This is a genomic window from Shinella sp. GW835-FHT14H05 (genome assembly GCF_058793575.1).
The window spans coordinates 22,975-41,743 of record NZ_JBXAFY010000027.1 but is presented as its reverse complement, the minus strand read 5'-3'; the positions used below and the strand labels follow the sequence as shown (position 1 = coordinate 41,743).

Below are 18,769 nucleotides of genomic sequence, written 5' to 3'. Positions count from 1 at the left end.
GGATCAGCTCCCGATGATCGTACTGACGAGTTCCGAGGAACCAGCGATCACGCCGATGCCGACGATCCAGTAGCCTGCGCGTCGCAGGTCCATGTAGCCAAACATCCAGGCAAGGGCGATCAGGATCACCGCGATGGTGGCGATGAGCCGGAAAATGTTACCCTGCATCAGGTCGACGACGTTCTGCAGGATCGTCTCAATGCCGGCGGCCTGCGCAAAGGCTGGTTCGACCAGCATCGCAACCATGGCGAACGCCATGACGGAGGAGGTGGCGAGCGGGCGGATACGGGAACGGAAGGTCATTCACTCTGCTCCATTTGGCTATTCTGAAAAACCAGGACGGACGATCGGCGCCGGCTCTTGAAGACGTCCCATGTGGGCCCAGCAGCGATCGAAGCGGTTTCCTGTTCGGAGTTTTCGGCTACGACCTCCGCGACGACGTCGACCACAGAGGGGTCGGCGGGATCGTGAGGTCCCCTCCCCTCCTCCGTATCGCTGATCTTCAACCGGGTCATGGTTGGCCCGAGCCGCTTGATTTCGAGGCGAACCTGGTCGTCGTAGTTAACCATCGCGCCGACCGAGGGATCATCACGGCCGTAGTACGACTGAAGCATTACTTGCTCGGCTCTGGCGGAATCTGCGCCGGCTTTGACGGCAAGACGGTAGTAGCCGTCCAACAGCGTGGCCGTGGCTTTCAGGTTCAGGCAGAGATCGAAAGCGTCGGAAATGGATAGGTTCAGCCTTTCAAGTTCTTCGACCCCGATCCCGCCGAGACCGAGCTGAATATCGTAATGCTCGGCCGCCAGCGATGTGGCGATCTTGATCGCCTCGGCCTTCGACGCCGGCTGTGTCTTGAGTGGACGGCCGCTGTTGATGCGAATGTTGAGAGGCACGAACCGACTCTCGAGGCTGACGACGCCAGCCAGTGTTTCGGACGCAACAAAGGGTGCGCAGGTCTGCGCAAGGTCGAGAAATGAAACGGGCATGCCTAGAACCAAACCCTCTGCTTGCCGACGCCGTCGATCGCCACGTCGATGTATCGAGGTTTCTCACGGACCAGAGGACGGCTTGTGGTGTAGGCCATGCACTGGTAGCGGCCATCGGTTTGCTGCCAGCGTGGCGAGATTACGGAGCCGTTGCTCCCGCCGGCACTATCTCTGTCTCGCCGGCAGAGACTGTCGCTTACCGGCTGCATCGACGTCGACACGCAGGTTCCGTCGCGCCCGCTCGGACCATAGCCCACTGAAAGACGGTAGCCGTCGTTGCAATAGTAGGGTTCATATCGGGGGCGGGAGCTTTGGAAGCCAACGCCGCTGCAGGTCGGGAAAGAACGACCCTTGGCGAGCCATCTCCACAGTTTCTGGATAGGCGGACGGCACTCAGAGTATTGTGTCGGGCCACCGGGGTTAGATAGGCACAGGATAACCTGGCAACCCCACTCGTCGGCACGAGCACTTTGTCCAGAACTAAGATATAGTGAACCGAGCCCTAACGCTGCTATGACCGTTCGAAAGAAAAGGCTCTTCATGCCCCCTACCCTCCGATTGAAATTTCGTTGGTTGGGGCGCGAAGAATCGTGTCGCCCCAATGCTCATACTATGCAAATAATAGATAGTTAAACCGATGGCAAGCAAATTGAGTGACCGATGGCAAACACAAGCACTGTCTGTCTTCGCCGTGCGTGAAATCCTCGACAAACCCCTAGACGATGAGAGCGCGCAATCGCGCATTAAACAGATCGGAATGATCAACATCCTCTATATGATGCACCAGGCGCATGAGAAGCTAACCCTATCAAATGTAATGCAATTTACAGGTATGACGCGCGGTGGCGTCATTGAAACTATTGATTTTCTGGTCAAGCGTGGGGTTCTGACAGAGACGCTGGGGAAAAACTCGATGGGTCGAGGGACAGCCAGGCAATTTGAGTTCGCTTCCCAGGTGTTTGAGGCTGTGCGTTCTGCTGCAGTGAGTGAAAAGGGCTGATTTTACTTAACAGAGATTTTAAGCCGCCGCGGCTAGGGGCGACGACCCCTACTTCGGGCCGAGGAACTATTTCTTGGATGAAAACCCTGTGTGCGCTCCGAGATATCCGATTCAGAGATTTTGGACGCTAGATTCGATTCGAAAGTGACTGGTCAGACCGAAATTTGCCGACGCATTGTCGGATGTCGGAAAGATACCAGTGCACCAATGAGAGCCGAATTTTAGGGCATAGATGCAATAACTGCTTATTTTTAAAGGAGAAAACGGCAGACGCTTGATATTGGCGGGCGACGTCGTTAAGGATTTGTTAACCCTAAATAGCTTGCCAGCCCTCTAGAATCGATGCTTATTGCAAGCAGCGGATTGATCGCGAATTTCCGCTCAGAAGCGCTATTTCAAGAAGTCAGGCTCGGGCATGCCCAAAATCGCTGCAAAATTACCACCAAAGGACGAGGACCTGATGGGCTTGATTGAGCGCCATTCCCGGTCTCTGTCGGCGCAACTGCAAGAGCATCAACTCGCAACTTTTCCCCCGACAGCTGAAAAGGGGATCCGAACGTTTCAGCCGGCCGAAGCAGCAAAGCTGATCGGGGTGAAAGAGGTCTACCTTCGTCAGCTCGCCAATGAGCTAGAGGATTTGCAAGTCAGCACGAGCCCCACCGGACGGCGGTCATATTCCGTTGAAGACATGCACAAAATCCGCAAACACCTTGACCAAGTGGGGCGTGGAAATCGTCGTTATCTCCCGCACCGCCGCGACGATGAAGCGCTCCAGATTATCTCCGTCATGAATTTCAAGGGCGGCTCCGGCAAGACGACGACCGCCGCTCATCTTGCCCAGTATCTTGCTCTCCGCGGATATCGGGTACTCGCTATCGATCTCGACCCGCAAGCAAGTCTCTCGACGCTTTTCGGCACCCAGCCGGAAACCGACGTCGATGCGAACGAGACGCTCTATGGCGCGATCCGCTATGACGACCCCCGCCCGATGGGCGAAATTGTACGGGCGACCTATATCCCAGACCTGCATTTGATTCCCGGTAACCTCGAACTGATGGAGTTTGAGCACGATACCCCGCGGGCTTTGATGAAGCGCAAGGTCGGCGACACGATGTTTTTCCATCGGATCAGCGAGGTACTTGACCAAGTCGCTCCTAACTACGACGTCGTGGTGGTCGATTGCCCGCCACAGCTCGGCTACCTGACGCTCTCCGCCCTGACCGCGGCCACGTCAGTCCTGATTACTGTGCATCCGCAGATGCTCGATGTCATGTCCATGAACCAGTTCCTTTCGATGACATCGGACTTGCTTAGGGAAATCTCCTCCCACGGCGCGCGCTTCGATTACAACTGGATGCGCTATCTAGTGACCCGTTTCGAGCCTAGCGACGGACCACAAAACCAGATGGTTGGTTACCTCCGGGCAATTTTTGGTGAAAACGTGCTCAATTTTCCGATGCTGAAGACGACAGCAGTCTCGGATGCCGGACTGACGAACCAGACCCTTTTTGAAGTGGAAAGAGGACAATTCACGCGCGCTACCTATGACCGCGCGCTTGAAGCAATGAACAATGTCAACGACGAGATCGAGTCGCTGATCAAGAAGGCATGGGGACGCAAGCCATGAGCAGGAAGGATATCCTCCGTGCACCAAAACCGACGGCCGACATCGGCGAGCCAGTGGAAAGACCGACGAAGAGCCGCATTCTTCCGCTTCTCGGTACCTCCCCTGCTGAAGGACCCCAGCCGGCATCGTCTCGTCTCACCAGCCAGGTCGGCGGCGCTTTTGCGGAGGGCAAGGCACGGTTTGAGCGCGCCGAGGAAATAGAAAAACGCCTTTCAGAAGGCCAGACCATTGTCGAGCTAGACACCGACACGATCGATCCTTCTTTCGTTCAGGACCGCATGCTTCACGACATCGACGGTCTCGTCGAGGCTATCCGCGAACAGGGCCAGCAGATCCCTATCCTTGTGCGCCCGCATCCGGATACGCCGGGCCGATACCAGGTTGCCTTCGGACACCGTCGTTTGCGCGCGGTCACGGAATTAGCCCGTCCCGTCAAGGCAGTTGTCAGGGACCTGACCGACGAGCAACTTGTCATTGCCCAGGGCCAAGAGAACAATGAACGCCAGGATCTTACCTTCATCGAAAAGGCGCGTTTTGCCGCACGGCTGAACGAGCAATTTTCGAGAGACGTGGTGATGGCCGCTTTGTCCGTCTACAAGAGCGACCTCTCGAACATGCTTTCAGTTGTGACGCGCATTCCCACGAATATCGTCGACGCGATCGGTCCCGCGCCCGGTGTCGGACTGAAAAGCTGGGTGGGCCTCGCCGATCTTCTCGGGCAGGACAGTGACCTTGAACACGCATCGAGTTTCTTGCAATCGGCGGAGGCCAAAGCCCTCCCCTCATCCGACCGTTTCAGAGCTCTTGTCGCCGACCTTAGACCCTCATCGGCAAAGCGAGGGCTTCCAGATATCCTAACGACGCCCACGGGCGTTCGCTTGGCTCAGGTGACGAAAAGCAAAGCTAGATTGGACATTTCGATCGATCGACGCGCGATGCCTGAATTCGCGGCGTTTGTTCTCGAACGATTGCCAGCGCTGTTTGAGGAGCATCGCTTGAAGAGCGGCGCGAATGATAAATTGAGTAACGGAGACTAAGCGGAAAAAGAAAAAGGCCCCCAAAACGTCGCCGTCGTGGAAACCTCTTTCAGATCTAAGCAACCTGAGAATCGCACTTCCACGGTTATTCGTCAAGAGTCTAGGCACCGATTTGGTGAGCTGATTTCTTTTGCCTTTTGAAAGGTGAAAGACGATGCAGACAGGAAGTGTGACGACGCCCTTCGGGCGGCGGCCGATGACGCTTGCCCTCGTGAAGCGACAGATCGCAACAAATGAGATCAAGGCTGGCAAATCGGTCGACAAATGGAAGGTCTTTCGGGACGCTTCCGAAGCCCGAGAAGAACTTGGTCTGCAGTCCAACAGCCTCGCTGTCCTGGATGCGCTGCTGAGCTTCTATCCAGAAAACGAATTGCGCCAGGGCGCACAGTTGGTCGTCTTCCCGTCAAACGCACAATTGGTCCTGCGGGCTCATGGTATGGCGGGAGCGACCCTGCGCCGCCACTTGGCCATGCTGGTGGACGCCGGGCTGATCGTCCGGAAGGACAGCGCCAACGGCAAACGTTACGCGCGTAAGAACGGTGCCGGCGAGATCGAAAATGCGTTTGGTTTCGACCTCTCGCCGATCCTTGGCAGATCCGAGGAACTGGCACTCGTCGCACAGAAGGTGGTAGCGGCGCGGGCTGCCTTCAGGAGAGCAAAGGAAAACTTGACGATCTGCCGCCGAGACGTCCGGAAGCTGATTTCAGCAGCGATGGAAGAGGGCGCAGACGGTGACTGGACGGCGATAGAGGCGATGTATTTGGACCTTGTTGGGCGGATCCCTCGGGTTCCCAATATGGCGGACGTCGCGAAGATTCTCGATGAGATGGAGCTTCTGCGCGAAGAGGTCCTCAACCAATTGGATACGCAGCAGAATTCGCAACTTCGTAGCACCAATGATGCTCATAGTGAGCAGCACATACAGAATTCAAAATCCGAATCCTTTAATGAACTTGAACCTAGCTCCGAAAAGGAGCTGGGCGCGACGTCGATAAAGCCTGATAGGACGACGGCGAGGGAACCGGTAAAGGCCTTCCCGCTTGGTGTGGTATTGAAGGCATGCCCGCAGATTGCCGACTACGGGCCTGGCGGGAGTGTTGGAGGTTGGCGCGAGCTGATGTCGGCCGCCGTGGTAGTGCGATCCATGCTGGGGATCAGTCCATCCGCCTATCAGGATGCGTGCGAAATCATGGGAGCCGAAAATGCGGCCGTTGCGGTGAGTTGCATTCTGGAGCGCGCACATCTGATCAGCTCAGCCGGCGGGTATCTTCGCGATCTAACCCGGCGCGCGGCACGAGGCGAGTTTTCTCTTGGTCCGGTGATTATGGCGCTCCTCCGCGGCGGAAGCGATAGAAGTATGAAAGTTGGATAGGGGCGTTAGTTGCGACTAACTTGAATAACATCATGAAACAATAGAGGAATTCTGGAGGGCGCAATTCCGCTCTCTTTGCACCGAAGGCAGCGGCGGTCTGAGGAGGCGTTTTGCCGGGAAATATCTAGATCTAAAGGTGTTCGCGGCGCATCAAACCTCGGATTGCCATGGCGAGCCACAGTCTGGTTTAAGGGCAGGTGCAATGATCTGCGTGGAGCAATATATCGTTTGCCACGTCAGCCGATCAACGGAGCAATACCCTTGGAACCCTTGGATGTTAGTCGCGACTAACTGGGGCAAAGCGCGAAAGTTGCTGAAACATCAAATGAGGTGAGCCCTGGTATCGGTGGATGTCTCGTGCGAGACGTTCTAGGTCTCGTCAGCGAGTGACGAGGAGAAATGTACCTAGTTCGGCCGGTTTAGAATCGGACCGCAAGCGGTCCGCATGCGGACGAAACGGCTTGACGGAGAGCCGCATGGCGGCCGCTCCCTTGATCAAGGCTGTGTTTCATGGGAGCGAAACCTATATTTTCGCGAGCCGGCGAGTGCGCGTTGGGCCAGGAGAAATTCTCGTCATCGCCACCGAGACGATCTACGCCCCGTTCGATCAACACCCCGGTCGAAACTGACAGTTCCTCGTCCTTCAACCCGGGGCAGCTGCTAGGAGGAGAATGGGGCGGCCAGATGAGCCGGTTTCTGGATCGAGGGCTAGACACGCTCAATCTGGTTAGGCAATTCCGCCTCCATCGATGTCTAACGAACTTGTCGAGCGCGCTGGAGGGAGACAACGAGCTGGCGATCGATGAAGGGTTTGCGTGCCTTTTGAACGAGGTTGGCTCGAGCTGCGGAACGCTCAGTAAGTCCTGTGAAAAGATCGTGAAGCAGCGGTCTATTTCGAGTCTACCGTAAGGTACAACGATCAGAGCCGTTCCACAGAGATCAATCGCCGATTGGCTAGTTGTCAGCCGCCATTTTCATTGCTGCTGCGGGAAAATCAATGCTTTATCGGCATTGAACACTTGTCTTCCGGGAAGGAGGGACCGTGAAGCCGATGTGGTCCCCTCTTACCAAGAGTTTACGTTTGGGGAAAGCCGCAGCGCATTGAGATCTGTTCGTGGCATCAACGTGTTGATATTAGCCTATCCGGCCAAGCCGCATCGGCATCTCGGAAATCGGAGCAACTTTTGTGACCAGCCAGCTTTCTCTCCCGCGCGACCGAATTTCCGTCCTTCTGCTGGAAGGCATTAGCCAGACCGCCGTGGACTACTTTATTTCATCCGGCTACACTAACCTCATTCATTTGCCGAAGGCGCTCGACGACAAGGATCTTAAGAGTCACATCGCCGACGCTCATATCATCGGCATTCGTTCCCGCACGCAGCTGACGGACGAGATTTTCGAATCCGCGAGGAAATTGATCGCCGTTGGCTGCTTTTCCGTCGGTACGAACCAAGTCGACTTGGACGCAGCGCGGCGGCGCGGCATTCCAGTGTTCAATGCACCTTATTCAAACACGCGATCGGTGGCCGAGCTTGTGATCGGCGAAATTATCATGCTGACGCGGCAGATCTTTCCGCGCTCGGCTTCCGCGCATCAAGGCGGGTGGGAGAAGTCGGCTGTCGGCAGCCGCGAGGTCCGCGGCAAAACGCTCGGCATTGTCGGCTACGGCAATATTGGATCGCAGCTCAGCGCGCTTGCCGAAAGCATGGGCATGGTCGTGCGCTACTTCGATCTTTCCGATCGGCTGCGCCGGGGCAATTCGGAGTCGATGGCTTCGCTCGGCGAGCTTCTCGAAATGTCTGACTATGTGACAATGCACGTGCCCGAAACGCCCTCGACGCATAACATGATCACCGAAACCGAATTGCGCCGCATGAAGAAGGGAGCCATCTTCATCAACAATTCTCGCGGCACGGTGGTCGATCTCGATGCGCTTGCGAAAGTGCTGAAAGACGGGCATCTAGCGGGTGCCGCCGTGGACGTGTTCCCCAAGGAGCCGGCATCGAACAACGAGCGTTTTGAGACGCCGTTGCAAGGCTTGAGCAATGTCATTCTGACGCCGCATATTGGCGGCTCCACTGAGGAAGCCCAGGAGCGCATCGGCGGGGAGGTTTCTAGGAAGCTGGTCGAGTATTCCGACATCGGTTCGACCATGGGCGCCGTCAACTTTCCGCAGGTACAGCTGCCCGAGCGCCCAAATGGCACGCGCTTCATCCACGTGCATGAGAACCGCCCCGGCATGCTCATCCAGCTCAACGAGATCTTCGCGTCGCGCGGGCTGAATATCGTCGCTGAGTTCCTTCAGACGCATGGCGACACGGGCTATGTGGTGGTCGAGGTCGAAGGAATTTCCGCAAATAGTGACGAGATTCTTCAGGCCCTACGCGCAATTCCCGGAACGATTCGGACGCGATTAGTCTACTGAGAGCGGATGCCGCGGTTTATGACTGCATCGTCGGCCTTGCCATAGTGCAGGCACCCAGCGTTCTTACAGCCAGGGAAGCTCAAACCGGCGCGCTCATGACACCGCCTTGGACATGCGGCAGCGGTGGTCGGCGCCTACCGCTATCAGCGCCGGACAGGGTCGAGAGTGGTTCGTAAATCCTGCAGCTGGTTTGAAACCGAAATGCAGGGATTCGAGCAGGGTAGGGGACGTGCCGACACTGATCGTACGATTGCGGGGAACCACGCCGCACAGCGTCTCGTCTCCGTTACAGGGGCCGCAGGCGGCGTTTGACAGACGTTCCCTTGATGACGGCAGTGCTGGTGACCGCGTGCTCCGAGAGCGCTTCAAGGACATCGTCCATCTGCTCGATCGTATGGACGACGAGGCGGGCAAGGAAAGGATCATCGCCGGTGATCTTGTCGCATTCGACAAACTCCGGCCGCTCCTGAATGAGCCGTTCGACAAGGTGGAGTTTGCCGGGTAGGGGCCGGATTCTCACCATGGCCCTGATCTGGTAGCCGATGGCGCGCGTGTCGACGTCGACGGTGAAGGCCCGAATGACACCGGTGGACTCGAGCCTGCGCACGCGCTCCGAAACGCTCGGAGCGGACATCCCGACCAGACGCGCGAGCTCGCTCATCGACAGACGGGCATCGGAATCGAGTGCGGCAAGAATCTGCGCATCCGTCAGATCCAGCGTTGATTTTGTGCTTTGAAGGTTCTGAGGTGCTTTTGCCTTCGACATGGCAGGAAATCTACGCGATTTGCCCTTGTCCTTCCATATAAATCGGGGCGGGACGCATTGCATGATGGCTCCAATAGGAGACAATGATGCTGCTTGGGATCATCGCCGGCCTCACCACTTGCGCCTTATGGGGGCTGACGTTTATCGCGCCGCGCGCCGTCGCCCCGTTCACGGCATGGGATCTGACGATCGCCCGCTATGGCATATTTGGGCTGGCCTGCCTGCTGTTGATGGCCGATCGGCGGTTCCGCCCAACCGGCTTTGCGCCCTCACGGCTTCTGATTGGGCTGCTCCTCGGCGGGGCAGGATATGTTGGGTACTTCATCAGTGCGGCGTTTGCCGTCGAACTCGCGGGCGCGGCCGTTCCGCCTGTTATCATCGGCACCATGCCGGTGTTCCTGGCAATCGTCGCCAATCTCAGGGATCGCTCCGCGCCATGGGCGGCACTAACGCTGCCCCTGGCGCTGATCGCGATCGGCGTGGTGATCGTCAACGTCGCGACGATCGGCGTGGCCGACGTTGCGGATATGACGTCGATCCTACTTGGCGTTCTTGCCAGTTCGGCAGCGTTGACTATCTGGATCGCCTATGGACTGGCGAATGCCGCTGTCATGCGCTCGACCGCCCCGCCGGATGGCCTACAATGGGTAGGACTGCAGGGCGTTGGCGCGGCGATCGGAAGCCTTCTCCTGTTGCCGCTGGCCTCGTTCGATCTGGTGAGCACGGCGTCTGCTTGGGAAACCGCCCGCTTCGTCGCATGGGCGCTGGTGATGGGGTTAGCGGGCTCGTGGTTTGCAACCTGGTGCTGGGTGATAGCTTCACATCGCCTGCCGCTGGCGCTTGCTGCCCAGCTCATCGTGGCCGAAACCGTCTTCGGCCTCGCTTATGGTTTCATATTCGAGGGCCGGTTTCCAACTCCTGCCGAGGCGATCGGGGCGACGATGCAGTTCGCCGGTGTATGTTCCGCCATTGCGGTTTTCAGCAAGCGGCGTGCGCTATCCGGGGTGCCGCAAAAGTCAGCAGCCCAAGTCTGATTTTTTGCGATAAGATTATCTCTGACAACTCAGTGTTGGCGATTTTGTAGTAGGATTTCGGACTTTCGCGGCACCACATCGACTGCAGCGGCTAGCTCCGCCGCCGGGCTGCTCAGCGGTCTTGGACTTCCTTGAACAAGATCGGTTGCTCCGGCCATGGAGGCTTGAGCGAGCGCAACGACCGATGCTCCGTCCCGATAGGCAGCACCGGCAATGGCCGAGAGATAGCCTTCGCGAGCACCCGCCTTAAAGAGCGCCCAGGTGCCTGGCAACAAGCCGCACTTCATAGGTCGCCTAAGACGATCGGGCGGCTTTTATCGGCATATCCCGAGATCTGCGCAGCCTTTGTTCAAAGGCTGCGCACGCTGATCACCGATCGTTTGTAAACGTCTTTCGGTTTGACTTCCCGATTTCAATTGAAGCATCAAGCTCAAAATTTGCTACCGAATTACACCCGATCCGTCCCGCCTTGGAGTAGGGGAGGGGAGCCGCGTGATCCCCTTTTGCGGTCGAATTAACTTGGACGAAGCCGCATGGCTGTAAATCGGGCCATGCACGAAGGATTGTCATTGGGATGAACTGGAAACTGAAGCGCGTCAGGCAATGTGCGAAATGTCCCTGGAAGGTTTCCACGGACCCGCACGATATTCCGGACGGCTACAGCGAGGCGCTGCATCGCTCTCTCGCCAGCACCATCGCGGCGCCCGGATCGTTGGTCGGCACGGGCCGCGCCATGGCGTGCCATGAGCATCCGCCGGGAGAGGAAGCGCACTGTCTCGGTTGGCTGATGAACCAGATCGGGCCTGGCAACAATATCCCTCTGCGTCTTCAGGTCAGGTCCTGCGAGAACATCGAAGCCGTTGTCCTCGATGGTCCGCAGCATGAGCGGTTTGAAGATACGCTGCCGAGAGAGACGGCCTGAAGCAGGGGATGAGAGCAATTGATTGTCGGAGCACTCAGCCGGCTATCGATCAGAGCCCCGACGCCTTGGTGAGATTGGTGCGAAAGCGGTCACGCCGGCGCTGATATTTACGCGTCATCTCGGCCGATGCATGGCCCAGCTGCTTCTGAACGTAACGTTCCTCGATCTCGGCCGAAGAGGCAAGACCTGCGCGGAGCGAGTGGCCCGCGAACAGCAGGACCCGCTCGCCGTTGGGAAGGACGGCGCGCACGCCGGCGGCGAGTGCTGTCTTCTTGACGAGGCGGGCGACCTCCTGGTCGTTCAGCCGGTCCAGGCCGACTGCCTTGCCCTGGCCGGTGACGCGGCGGAAGAAGGGACCCTTGGCGATGCGCGCGAAGCGGATCCATGTTTCGAGCGCCGCAACGGGGCAGGTGGCGTCCGACGAGCCGCGGCCGATCTCGACCTCGCGCCAGCCGGTTTTTCCCCGCAGCGTCACCAATACGCCCTTGTCGAAGATCTCGATCCAGCCGCGGCCGTCCTCGGTCTGGTCGCGGCCAAGGTCGAGCCCGGTGATCTCGGTGCGGCGCAGGCCGCCGGCAAAGCCGGTGAGCAGCATGGCCCGGTCGCGCAGGCCCCGGAGCGTGCCGCGCTCCAGCGTCTCCAGCATGGCGATCAGCTCTTCCGGCAGGATCGCCTCCTTCTGGCGGGCGGGGCCGCGTGCCTGTTGCGGATGCCGGTCATCACGGTGGCGATCGCGCGATCCTTGCGATCGGGCGGCATGCCGCGCTGCGCGCAGCTCCAGCCGATAGCGGCTAGGCGGCGCTCGATGGTGGAAACGCTGTTGGGCTTGCTGCTGCGGCCGGCTGTGCCAACGGTGCTGCCTGAGGCGCAAGCGGTGATGTAGAGCGCGACGGCTGCCGGATCCGGGGGGGAGGGGCGAAAAATTCTGGCGCCGGCACCAGGCGGAAAAGTGCTTCCAGTCGGAGGTGTAGGCTTTTCGCTTGTTAGCGGAACTGACGGCCTCGAGGTAGCCGCGGGCACGCCCGGTGAGGTCCCGCAGCTGGGCCGGCAGGGGAGGGGGCGTTGAGGCCGCGGCGACGGCGGTGGAAATGCCGTGGGCCGCCGGCGCGCTCTACGGCGGCGCGGAGCTCTCCAGAGCATGAAAATCGCTGTTCTCCTCGACGATTCGGGCCATTCCTTTTATAAAGAGAGAAATAAACGATAATGCAAGATTATCGGACATATTATGTCGCCGACATGCCGTGCGGTTGAGCTCGATATTGCTGGTATAAACCGCGCCCGCGATTTATGCTCCCACGCATGGATTCGCTTGCCGTTACCGCTCCACCGACCCCGATGTGGTCGTCTCGTCTGCCAAGCTGGACGCGGCCGCGAACTCACGACATCACGGAATCCGACGCCGCCTTTGCAGCTGGTATCGGCCTGAAATCACTTGACGATCTGATCCGTGCAGACCCGCCGTGGATCGGCTGCTGGCGCGATCGCCTCGCCCTCAAATCCGCCGCTGTCGCCGCCAAAATGCTCGGCCGCAGCGAGGACGAACACGCGTTGCGTGATGCTATCCTGCTGACCGCACCCGGCGACGATCCCGGTCCGGCCGGCAAGCTGCTTCTGGCCATACGAATGCTGGCGCGCCGATCTGGGACAATCACCACACCCTTCGTTGAGGAGCTTGCCGCGCTGCTGGGGATGAAGTGGGACGACAGCCTTGCGTCGATCCCCGAGATCGTCGATTCTGCAAATCAGTCCGGGCGAGCAGCACCCTTCGCGGTGGCGGACCTGATAACGGCGATCTCTGCCGTTCGCCCGGACGCCGAGGTAATGGCCCTTAGCCTCGCCGAACTCGTGCTGGCGAAAAAGCTGAACTGGCCGAAACCCGTGCCGCTGCTGTTGTCCGAGCGGTTTGGCCCGGCGTTCCGCACCATCGGTGGCCGCGGTCGCGTCCGGCCATGCGAGCCGGCCTATCCGAAAGCAATCTGCCTGGCATTGGTGGACGGCGTTGAGGCCGCGCTACGGTCTGCAGTGGACATCGACCGCCACGCCGCGCGGTTGCTGGCCGTGGCGCCGAAGGTGCGTACCAAGGGCGCCGATCCGGTCATCCGGAGGCTGCTGACCGACGATGCCGTGCCGGCGTCCGCGCCGGGCAGCAATCTGTCTCGCTGGGCGGCCAACCGGCTGTTCGATCGGCTCGAGAGTTTTGATGCTGTACAAGAACTCTCCGGCCGTTTCTCCTTCCGAATATTCGGGTTGTGACCATGGCCGAAGTGAGCACAGTCAAAGCCAACCGGCGTCATGCGAAAGAGCGACAGCAAGAGATCCTGTACGATCGGGAACTGGAAGACCTGCCGCCAGAAATGCGCTGGCGGGAATGGATGATGCGGATCGAGGCGGTGATCTTTGCCTCGGCGGAACCGGTCAGCCGCGAGACGCTGGCGCGGTTGGTGGGAAAGGAATGCAGCACCGATCTGCTGATCGACGATCTGATCGAGGAATTACGAGACCGGCCCTACGAACTGGTGTCGGTCGCCGGAAGCTGGCAGCATCGGACCCGGCCACGGTTCGCCGAGACAATCCGCGCCTCGTCGGCGCCGACGCGGGGAGGGACAGCAGCCCTTTCCGAGTTCGAGGCGATGGTGATAATGGCGGTGGGATATTTCCAACCCGTCACCCGCGGCGAACTGTCGAAGATTTTTGGCAAGGAAGTCAGCCGCGACGTCATCGGCAATCTGCGCGGCGCGGGGTTCATCGGCTCCGGGCCGCGTAGTCCGACTCCGGGCGCACCTTATACCTACGTGACCACGCCGCACTTCCTCTCGGCCTTCGGCATGGAGACGTTGCGCGACCTGCCGAACATCGAAGCGCTGGAGGATGCCGGCCTGCTGAGCCGACATGCGGTTCAAAACGAAATCGCCGCCTCGGAAGGCGGCGAGAACGAAACGGACGAAGAAATGTCCTTTATTGAGTAATGCCCGTCGTTTGCAGCCGTTTTGTTATCGCAATCGGGCTGACGAGCATCGCCGTCGAGGCAAGTGCCATCGACAGGCCGAGCTTCATCGGGAACAGCAGTAATTGATCGAATAACGGGCTGTCGGAGTAGGCGGCCGTCATGCTGCCGATAGACCGCTCGAACGGCCGTACCACCGCCTCGGTGGCGTCTTGCACTTCTGCGCTGTTGACCGGTTCATTGCCGGGAATGCCTGTCGGGATCGGTTCACCAAGCTTCAGGTCTGACATGGTCGCGTCCTTTTACGGTTGACCAACCATAAGTGCTGCAGCGCACAAAAGTTCCGTATGGGACGTCCACCGCTGGAGTTTGATGTGCCACCGGTTGATGCGTCATTCCAGGTCAAGCGACTGCTTGAGTTCGTCGATGCGCTTCGAGGCTTCTGCCTTGGTCAAATCCTCAGCGTAGGCGTCGGGCTGGTGTGCCTGCTCCGACAGGGTCTTGAGATAGGAGCGCTGCGCCCCGGTCATCGGCTCGTCGCCGCTGACCCAGTCGTCCGGGTCTTTCTGCGTGTTGGAAGAGGTATCGGTTTTCGGGTTGTCAGTCATAAGTGCCTCCTAGATTCGTTCTCCAAACGTTCTTTTGTCGCTGATGGTTCCGCTTTCTACTCGATCGGCTCACGGAACTCCGGTATCGGCCCTTCGTTCGCTTGCGAATTCGCAAGTCGAGGAGAAGACGATTGCCGATCATTGCCACCGCCGCCTGGTCCATTCCCAAAAAGGTGGCCGACCGGTTTGCGCAGGAAGGAGATCGCCTCACCCCATATGCATCGGTGTTCGACGGCGTCGAAATCAATTCCACCTTCTACCGTCGGCACAAGGCATCGACCTTCGCGCGGTGGGCGGAATCCGTGCCGGACAGCTTTCGGTTCGCGGTCAAGATTCCCAAGGAGATCACTCACACCCGCGCGATGAAAGACATCGCCGAGCCGTTCGGCACGTTCCTTGAAGATATCACGCCGCTCGGAACGAAAAGAGGACCTCTGCTTTGCCAGTTGCCGCCGTCGCTGGCCTTCGACGCGGACGCGCTGGACAGTGCGTTTAATACAGTACGGAAGGCCGATGACGGACCGATCGTCATTGAGGTACGACACAAGAGCTGGGCGTCGGCCGAGGCGCTGGATCTGCTAAAGAGCTACGCGATCAATCGGGTTCTTGCGGATCCGGCGCCGGTGTGGCCGACGAAAGATTTTGACACACCGCCAAAATACGTCCGTCTCCACGGCAAGCCGAAGATCTATTACTCGAGCTACGCCGACGAGGAGATCAAGCCGTTCTCAGACCTGTTGGCGGCGGATAGCTGGTGCGTGTTCGACAATACCGCCTCCGGGGCAGCGATCGAAAACGCGCTGACGCTGGTTGATTTCCATCTGAAGCGGTAGCAAATCGCCGAAGCGAAAATGACAGTGATGGCAGAGATTAGGCTGCGTGAAGGAACAGCATAAATTTCTGGGAGTTATGGCGAAATGAACCAGACCCTCACTGAAATCGACACGATCGCCGTGGAAGCCAAGCTGGCATCAGGCCTGGTGTACGTTCCTGGATTAGAGACCGGCATCACCCGCAAGTTGGGCGCCAGAGGTTTCATGTACTATCGACCGGACGGCCGACGGATCACGGAAGCTGCCGAGATCTCTCGATTGAATGCCTTGGCGGTACCGCCAGCCTATACCGATGTCATCATTTCGACCAACCCGTTCTCTCACCTCCAGGCGATCGGCAAGGACGCGCGAGGCCGTCGCCAGTATCGTTACCACTCCGACTGGCACGCGCATCGGGGAAGAGCCAAGTTCGAACGGCTCACCGACTTTGCCGATCGCCTGCCAGATCTGCGTGAGCGTGTTGAGATAGATTTACGCTCTCGCGGCCTGACAATGAATAAAGCCTTGGCTACCGTGGTGTGGATGCTCGACAACCTGTACATCCGCGTCGGTAACGCCGCGTATGCCGAGGCGAACAAGTCATATGGTCTGACGACTCTGCGCAATCGCCATGTGAAGGTCGAAGGTGGCAGCCTTAGGTTCCGCTTTAAAGGGAAGTCGGGCAAGGAATGGAACCTTGCTCATAGCGATCGTCGCATTGCCAACGTCGTGCGAAAGCTCCAGGAGTTGCCCGGCCAACACCTCTTTCAATATGTTTGCGATGAGGGCGGATGCAGACCGATTTCTTCGCACGACGTAAATTCATATATCCGCGAAATTACCGGCGAGGACTTCAGTTCAAAGCAATTCCGGACATGGGGTGCCACCTGCATGGCGGTTGAAGCTCTTGCTTCGCTTGAGGTCGCAGCGACCAAGCGCGACCTTGCTCGCCAGCTTAACGGGGCGATCGATGCAGTCGCTTCGAAACTCGTCAACACTCGCTCGGTCTGTCGCTCCTCGTATATACATCCGGCGGTGTTCGAGGATTTTCAAGCTGGAATGCTGAGCGATGTGCTTAAGCTGAAGACCAGGAGCGAGCGGTTCCAACAGTGGCTCGACGAGGAGGAAATCCGCGTCCTACGTTGGCTTAAAAAGCGTTCGGCTGCTTCTATAGAGACGTAATAGCAACGGGCGGCGAGATTAGTTTCTTTGTTCCAGCCTTTCCATAGGCTTGGGTAAGTACACCGAAACGGCTGACAATTCCAATAAAGCGCGGCATCTCAATATCTTATTATATGTGATGCAATAGGCGCTCAACATCTCAAATAGACTATCAATAAACGCATGTTATCGATGGTTATCAGTCCAACCCACAAACATACCATGTGACGAACTGCAATATTGCTATAGAGTTCTCTTAGCAAATCGTTTACCATAATATCAATGGCTTACGATCTCGCGAAAATCAGTATGACAGCCCTGATGGAGCCGGCTTTTCGGGCGGGTCTCGCCCTTACGCGTCTGGATGAGCGCATCGCCCGTTCGCCGGTCGGCCAGGGCTTAGTCGAACGCACCCAATTCACCGATGCCTGTGCATCGCTGTGGATCGACGGCGAGCTCGTCCACTTGGAAGACCTCATTCTTCACGACGCCACGAAGGATATTCGCACACCCACCCACGAGCTGACAATCGCCCGCGACGTCCTGCGCACTCGTCGGCGGATCGCCGGCCAATCCCCGGATTGGGCGTTCTCTGCCGACGGCATCCGCTCGCTGCGGAAAAACGCGGAGATCACGACGGCTGACACGGAAGAGGCGCAGACGATCGGTGCCATCCGGCGCACCGTCGCGGACGATCGGGAAGGGGAGGGGGATGACGCCGACGACGTCGAAAATCTGCCCGGCGTCGACTATGCCGCCATTGATGCTGTGCTCACCCGATCCGAGGCTGCGATCGAAAACGCAACACGGCCCGGCCGTGGCAGCGCGTCGGAAAAAGATCCGATCATCTATGACCTCGACTGGGACGAGGATGCCCGGCTCAACGAGTGGCGCGGCGTCCTGCGCCAGGCCGAAAACTTCCCGGCGGCGCTGCAGGCGATCGTCGCCCTCGATGCCTGGAACGAGCTTTCCGTCCTGCAGCACGCGCCATGGCTTGGCAGACTGTTTGGCGCGTCGATCCTGCGCCAGGCCGGCGTTACAACCGGCGCCCATCTCGCGGCCATCAATCTCGGCCTCAAAACCATTTCCGTCGATCGACGCCGGCATCGCGATCGGGAAACCCGGCTGCTCGCTATCGCTCACGGATTTCTGGCGGCCGCCGAGATCGGCATGAAAGAGCATGATCGGCTGACGCTGGCGAAAACGATGTTCGAGCGAAAACTGGCGGGGCGGCGGACCTCGTCGAAGCTGCCGGAACTGGTCGAGCTGGTGATGGCGAAGCCGTTGGTGTCGGCCGGGATGGTGGCGACGACGCTCGAGGTGACGCCGCAGGCGGCGCGGCGGATTGTTTTGGAACTCGGCCTCAGGGAGATGACGGGCAGGGGGAGGTTTCGGGCGTGGGGGATCGTTTGATGGCCCTATCGAGGGGCCAATATGAAATTGGCTTTGTTTGTGACCTAAAATGGCAATGGTTCACGCACTAAAGAAATCTTTATTTCATCCTTTCCATAATTCAATAAATCCAGCTTGTCGGAAAGCTGGAAATCATTATATTGATCTAATCCGATGACTGCGCGAACTCTTTGCATGAGGTTTCAAGATTGGCTCAGGCAGACAAAGATAACGTTCGCGACGTGGCTGACGCGGATAGCAAGTCTCTCAATTTCAAAGTAAGCGACGATTTCAAACGTGAGTTCAAGGGCTTTGCCGTTGCTCATGGAATAACGATGACGGACCTCCTGAAAGAAGGGTTCGAGCTGGTCAAGATGAGGCGCAAAGGTGCTTGATCGTCTCCGCCAAACACCGCGCAGCGACGTACTTTTGGTGCGGTCATGACGCCGGTCGCTGATGCAGCCGCTGCAAAGTCGGCTGAGTGGCTTTTTGCCATCGGTGAAAACGACACTCTCCCTCCCGTTGATGGGTTGGTCGCTGTCAGAGACTTTGACGCGACGAGTCACCTGCCAGAGGTCGTCGCAGTAATCGAGCGTGCTCGCAGCTACGGTGCTCGGGCCGTGTTTTTCGAAGCGCAGCGAAACGGCCGTCCTTCTATCGCTCAAGCATTAATATTCGACGCA

Annotated in this window: 20 protein-coding genes and 1 pseudogene; 13 read left to right on the top strand and 8 right to left on the bottom strand. The window is 58.5% G+C overall.

Annotated features, from left to right (window positions below):
* Positions 1-3: 3 nt before the first annotated feature.
* The 3 genes from AC1Q6Z_RS33880 to AC1Q6Z_RS33870 are packed head-to-tail and all read right to left on the bottom strand — an operon-like array spanning position 4 to position 1,528.
* Positions 4-303 carry a TrbC/VirB2 family protein gene (locus AC1Q6Z_RS33880; protein ID WP_439632168.1) on the bottom strand — a complete coding sequence of 100 codons (300 nt, stop codon included), beginning with the start codon at positions 301-303 and terminating at the stop codon, positions 4-6.
* Positions 300-986 (bottom strand): lytic transglycosylase domain-containing protein, encoded by a 687-nt coding sequence (locus tag AC1Q6Z_RS33875; protein WP_492650577.1) that lies wholly within the window; start codon positions 984-986, stop codon positions 300-302. Before AC1Q6Z_RS33875 ends, AC1Q6Z_RS33880 begins: the two co-directional genes overlap by 4 nt.
* Positions 987-988: 2 nt before the next feature.
* Positions 989-1,528 (bottom strand): hypothetical protein, encoded by a 540-nt coding sequence (locus AC1Q6Z_RS33870; RefSeq protein ID WP_439632172.1) that lies wholly within the window; start codon positions 1,526-1,528, stop codon positions 989-991.
* A 95-nt stretch (positions 1,529-1,623) separates the two neighbouring features.
* Between AC1Q6Z_RS33870 and AC1Q6Z_RS33865 the strand changes: the two genes are divergently transcribed.
* The 6 genes from AC1Q6Z_RS33865 (at position 1,624) to serA (ending at position 8,447) form a co-directional block, all read left to right on the top strand.
* Positions 1,624-1,986, top strand: a complete 363-nt coding sequence (locus tag AC1Q6Z_RS33865) for a transcriptional regulator (RefSeq protein WP_439632174.1) — start codon at positions 1,624-1,626, stop codon at positions 1,984-1,986.
* 415 nt (positions 1,987-2,401) lie between these two features.
* Positions 2,402-3,613, top strand: coding sequence for a plasmid partitioning protein RepA (repA, locus tag AC1Q6Z_RS33860; RefSeq protein ID WP_439632176.1), 1,212 nt, complete (start codon positions 2,402-2,404; stop codon positions 3,611-3,613).
* On the top strand, positions 3,610-4,650 hold the full coding sequence (gene repB, locus AC1Q6Z_RS33855; RefSeq protein ID WP_492650576.1) for a plasmid partitioning protein RepB: 1,041 nt from the start codon (positions 3,610-3,612) through the stop codon (positions 4,648-4,650). Before repA ends, repB begins: the two co-directional genes overlap by 4 nt.
* Positions 4,651-4,804: 154 nt before the next feature.
* Positions 4,805-6,022, top strand: a complete 1,218-nt coding sequence (repC, locus tag AC1Q6Z_RS33850) for a plasmid replication protein RepC (RefSeq protein WP_439632180.1) — start codon at positions 4,805-4,807, stop codon at positions 6,020-6,022.
* A gap of 476 nt (positions 6,023-6,498) precedes the next feature.
* On the top strand, positions 6,499-6,651 hold the full coding sequence (locus tag AC1Q6Z_RS33845) for a hypothetical protein (RefSeq protein ID WP_439632182.1): 153 nt from the start codon (positions 6,499-6,501) through the stop codon (positions 6,649-6,651).
* A 557-nt stretch (positions 6,652-7,208) separates the two neighbouring features.
* A complete protein-coding gene (gene serA / locus AC1Q6Z_RS33840; protein WP_492650575.1) occupies positions 7,209-8,447 on the top strand; it encodes a phosphoglycerate dehydrogenase in 1,239 nt (412 codons plus the stop codon).
* A 286-nt stretch (positions 8,448-8,733) separates the two neighbouring features.
* Here serA and AC1Q6Z_RS33835 read toward each other — a convergent pair whose 3' ends face one another.
* Positions 8,734-9,213, bottom strand: a complete 480-nt coding sequence (locus tag AC1Q6Z_RS33835) for an Lrp/AsnC family transcriptional regulator (RefSeq protein WP_492650574.1) — start codon at positions 9,211-9,213, stop codon at positions 8,734-8,736.
* Positions 9,214-9,296: 83 nt separating this feature from the next.
* Here AC1Q6Z_RS33835 and AC1Q6Z_RS33830 point away from each other — a divergent pair, with 83 nt between their 5' ends.
* Entirely contained in the window at positions 9,297-10,247 is a 951-nt protein-coding gene (locus AC1Q6Z_RS33830) for a DMT family transporter (RefSeq protein WP_439632188.1), read from the top strand.
* Positions 10,248-10,821: 574 nt separating this feature from the next.
* Complete coding sequence (locus tag AC1Q6Z_RS33825; protein ID WP_492650573.1) at positions 10,822-11,169, top strand: hypothetical protein; 348 nt, start codon at positions 10,822-10,824, stop codon at positions 11,167-11,169.
* Positions 11,170-11,218: 49 nt separating this feature from the next.
* On the opposite strand, the pseudogene AC1Q6Z_RS33820 reads toward AC1Q6Z_RS33825, so the two are convergent.
* Positions 11,219-12,259 (bottom strand): annotated as a pseudogene (locus tag AC1Q6Z_RS33820) (tyrosine-type recombinase/integrase).
* 209 nt (positions 12,260-12,468) lie between these two features.
* On the opposite strand from AC1Q6Z_RS33820, the gene AC1Q6Z_RS33815 reads away from it, so the two are divergent.
* Together AC1Q6Z_RS33815 and scpB are read left to right on the top strand one after the other, a co-directional pair.
* Positions 12,469-13,422 carry a DUF1403 family protein gene (locus AC1Q6Z_RS33815; RefSeq protein WP_492650572.1) on the top strand — a complete coding sequence of 318 codons (954 nt, stop codon included), beginning with the start codon at positions 12,469-12,471 and terminating at the stop codon, positions 13,420-13,422.
* 2 nt (positions 13,423-13,424) lie between these two features.
* Positions 13,425-14,135 (top strand): SMC-Scp complex subunit ScpB, encoded by a 711-nt coding sequence (scpB, locus tag AC1Q6Z_RS33810; protein WP_492650571.1) that lies wholly within the window; start codon positions 13,425-13,427, stop codon positions 14,133-14,135.
* On the opposite strand, the gene AC1Q6Z_RS33805 is transcribed toward scpB, so the two are convergent.
* Both AC1Q6Z_RS33805 and AC1Q6Z_RS33800 read right to left on the bottom strand, forming a co-directional pair.
* Positions 14,125-14,403, bottom strand: coding sequence for a hypothetical protein (locus tag AC1Q6Z_RS33805; RefSeq protein ID WP_492650570.1), 279 nt, complete (start codon positions 14,401-14,403; stop codon positions 14,125-14,127). The two genes, scpB and AC1Q6Z_RS33805, sit on opposite strands and share 11 nt — an antisense overlap.
* Positions 14,404-14,505: 102 nt before the next feature.
* Positions 14,506-14,721 carry a DUF3072 domain-containing protein gene (locus AC1Q6Z_RS33800; RefSeq protein ID WP_492650569.1) on the bottom strand — a complete coding sequence of 72 codons (216 nt, stop codon included), beginning with the start codon at positions 14,719-14,721 and terminating at the stop codon, positions 14,506-14,508.
* 131 nt (positions 14,722-14,852) lie between these two features.
* Between AC1Q6Z_RS33800 and AC1Q6Z_RS33795 the strand changes: the two genes are divergently transcribed.
* The 3 genes from AC1Q6Z_RS33795 (at position 14,853) to AC1Q6Z_RS33785 (ending at position 18,107) form a co-directional block, all read left to right on the top strand.
* Positions 14,853-15,554 carry a DUF72 domain-containing protein gene (locus AC1Q6Z_RS33795; RefSeq protein ID WP_492650568.1) on the top strand — a complete coding sequence of 234 codons (702 nt, stop codon included), beginning with the start codon at positions 14,853-14,855 and terminating at the stop codon, positions 15,552-15,554.
* 84 nt (positions 15,555-15,638) lie between these two features.
* Positions 15,639-16,715: a DNA topoisomerase IB gene (locus AC1Q6Z_RS33790; RefSeq protein WP_492650567.1), complete on the top strand. Its 1,077-nt coding sequence runs from the start codon at positions 15,639-15,641 to the stop codon at positions 16,713-16,715.
* A gap of 252 nt (positions 16,716-16,967) precedes the next feature.
* Complete coding sequence (locus AC1Q6Z_RS33785; RefSeq protein ID WP_492650586.1) at positions 16,968-18,107, top strand: RHE_PE00001 family protein; 1,140 nt, start codon at positions 16,968-16,970, stop codon at positions 18,105-18,107.
* Positions 18,108-18,289: 182 nt separating this feature from the next.
* Here AC1Q6Z_RS33785 and AC1Q6Z_RS33780 read toward each other — a convergent pair whose 3' ends face one another.
* On the bottom strand, positions 18,290-18,751 hold the full coding sequence (locus tag AC1Q6Z_RS33780; protein WP_492650566.1) for a hypothetical protein: 462 nt from the start codon (positions 18,749-18,751) through the stop codon (positions 18,290-18,292).
* Positions 18,752-18,769: the final 18 nt, after the last annotated feature.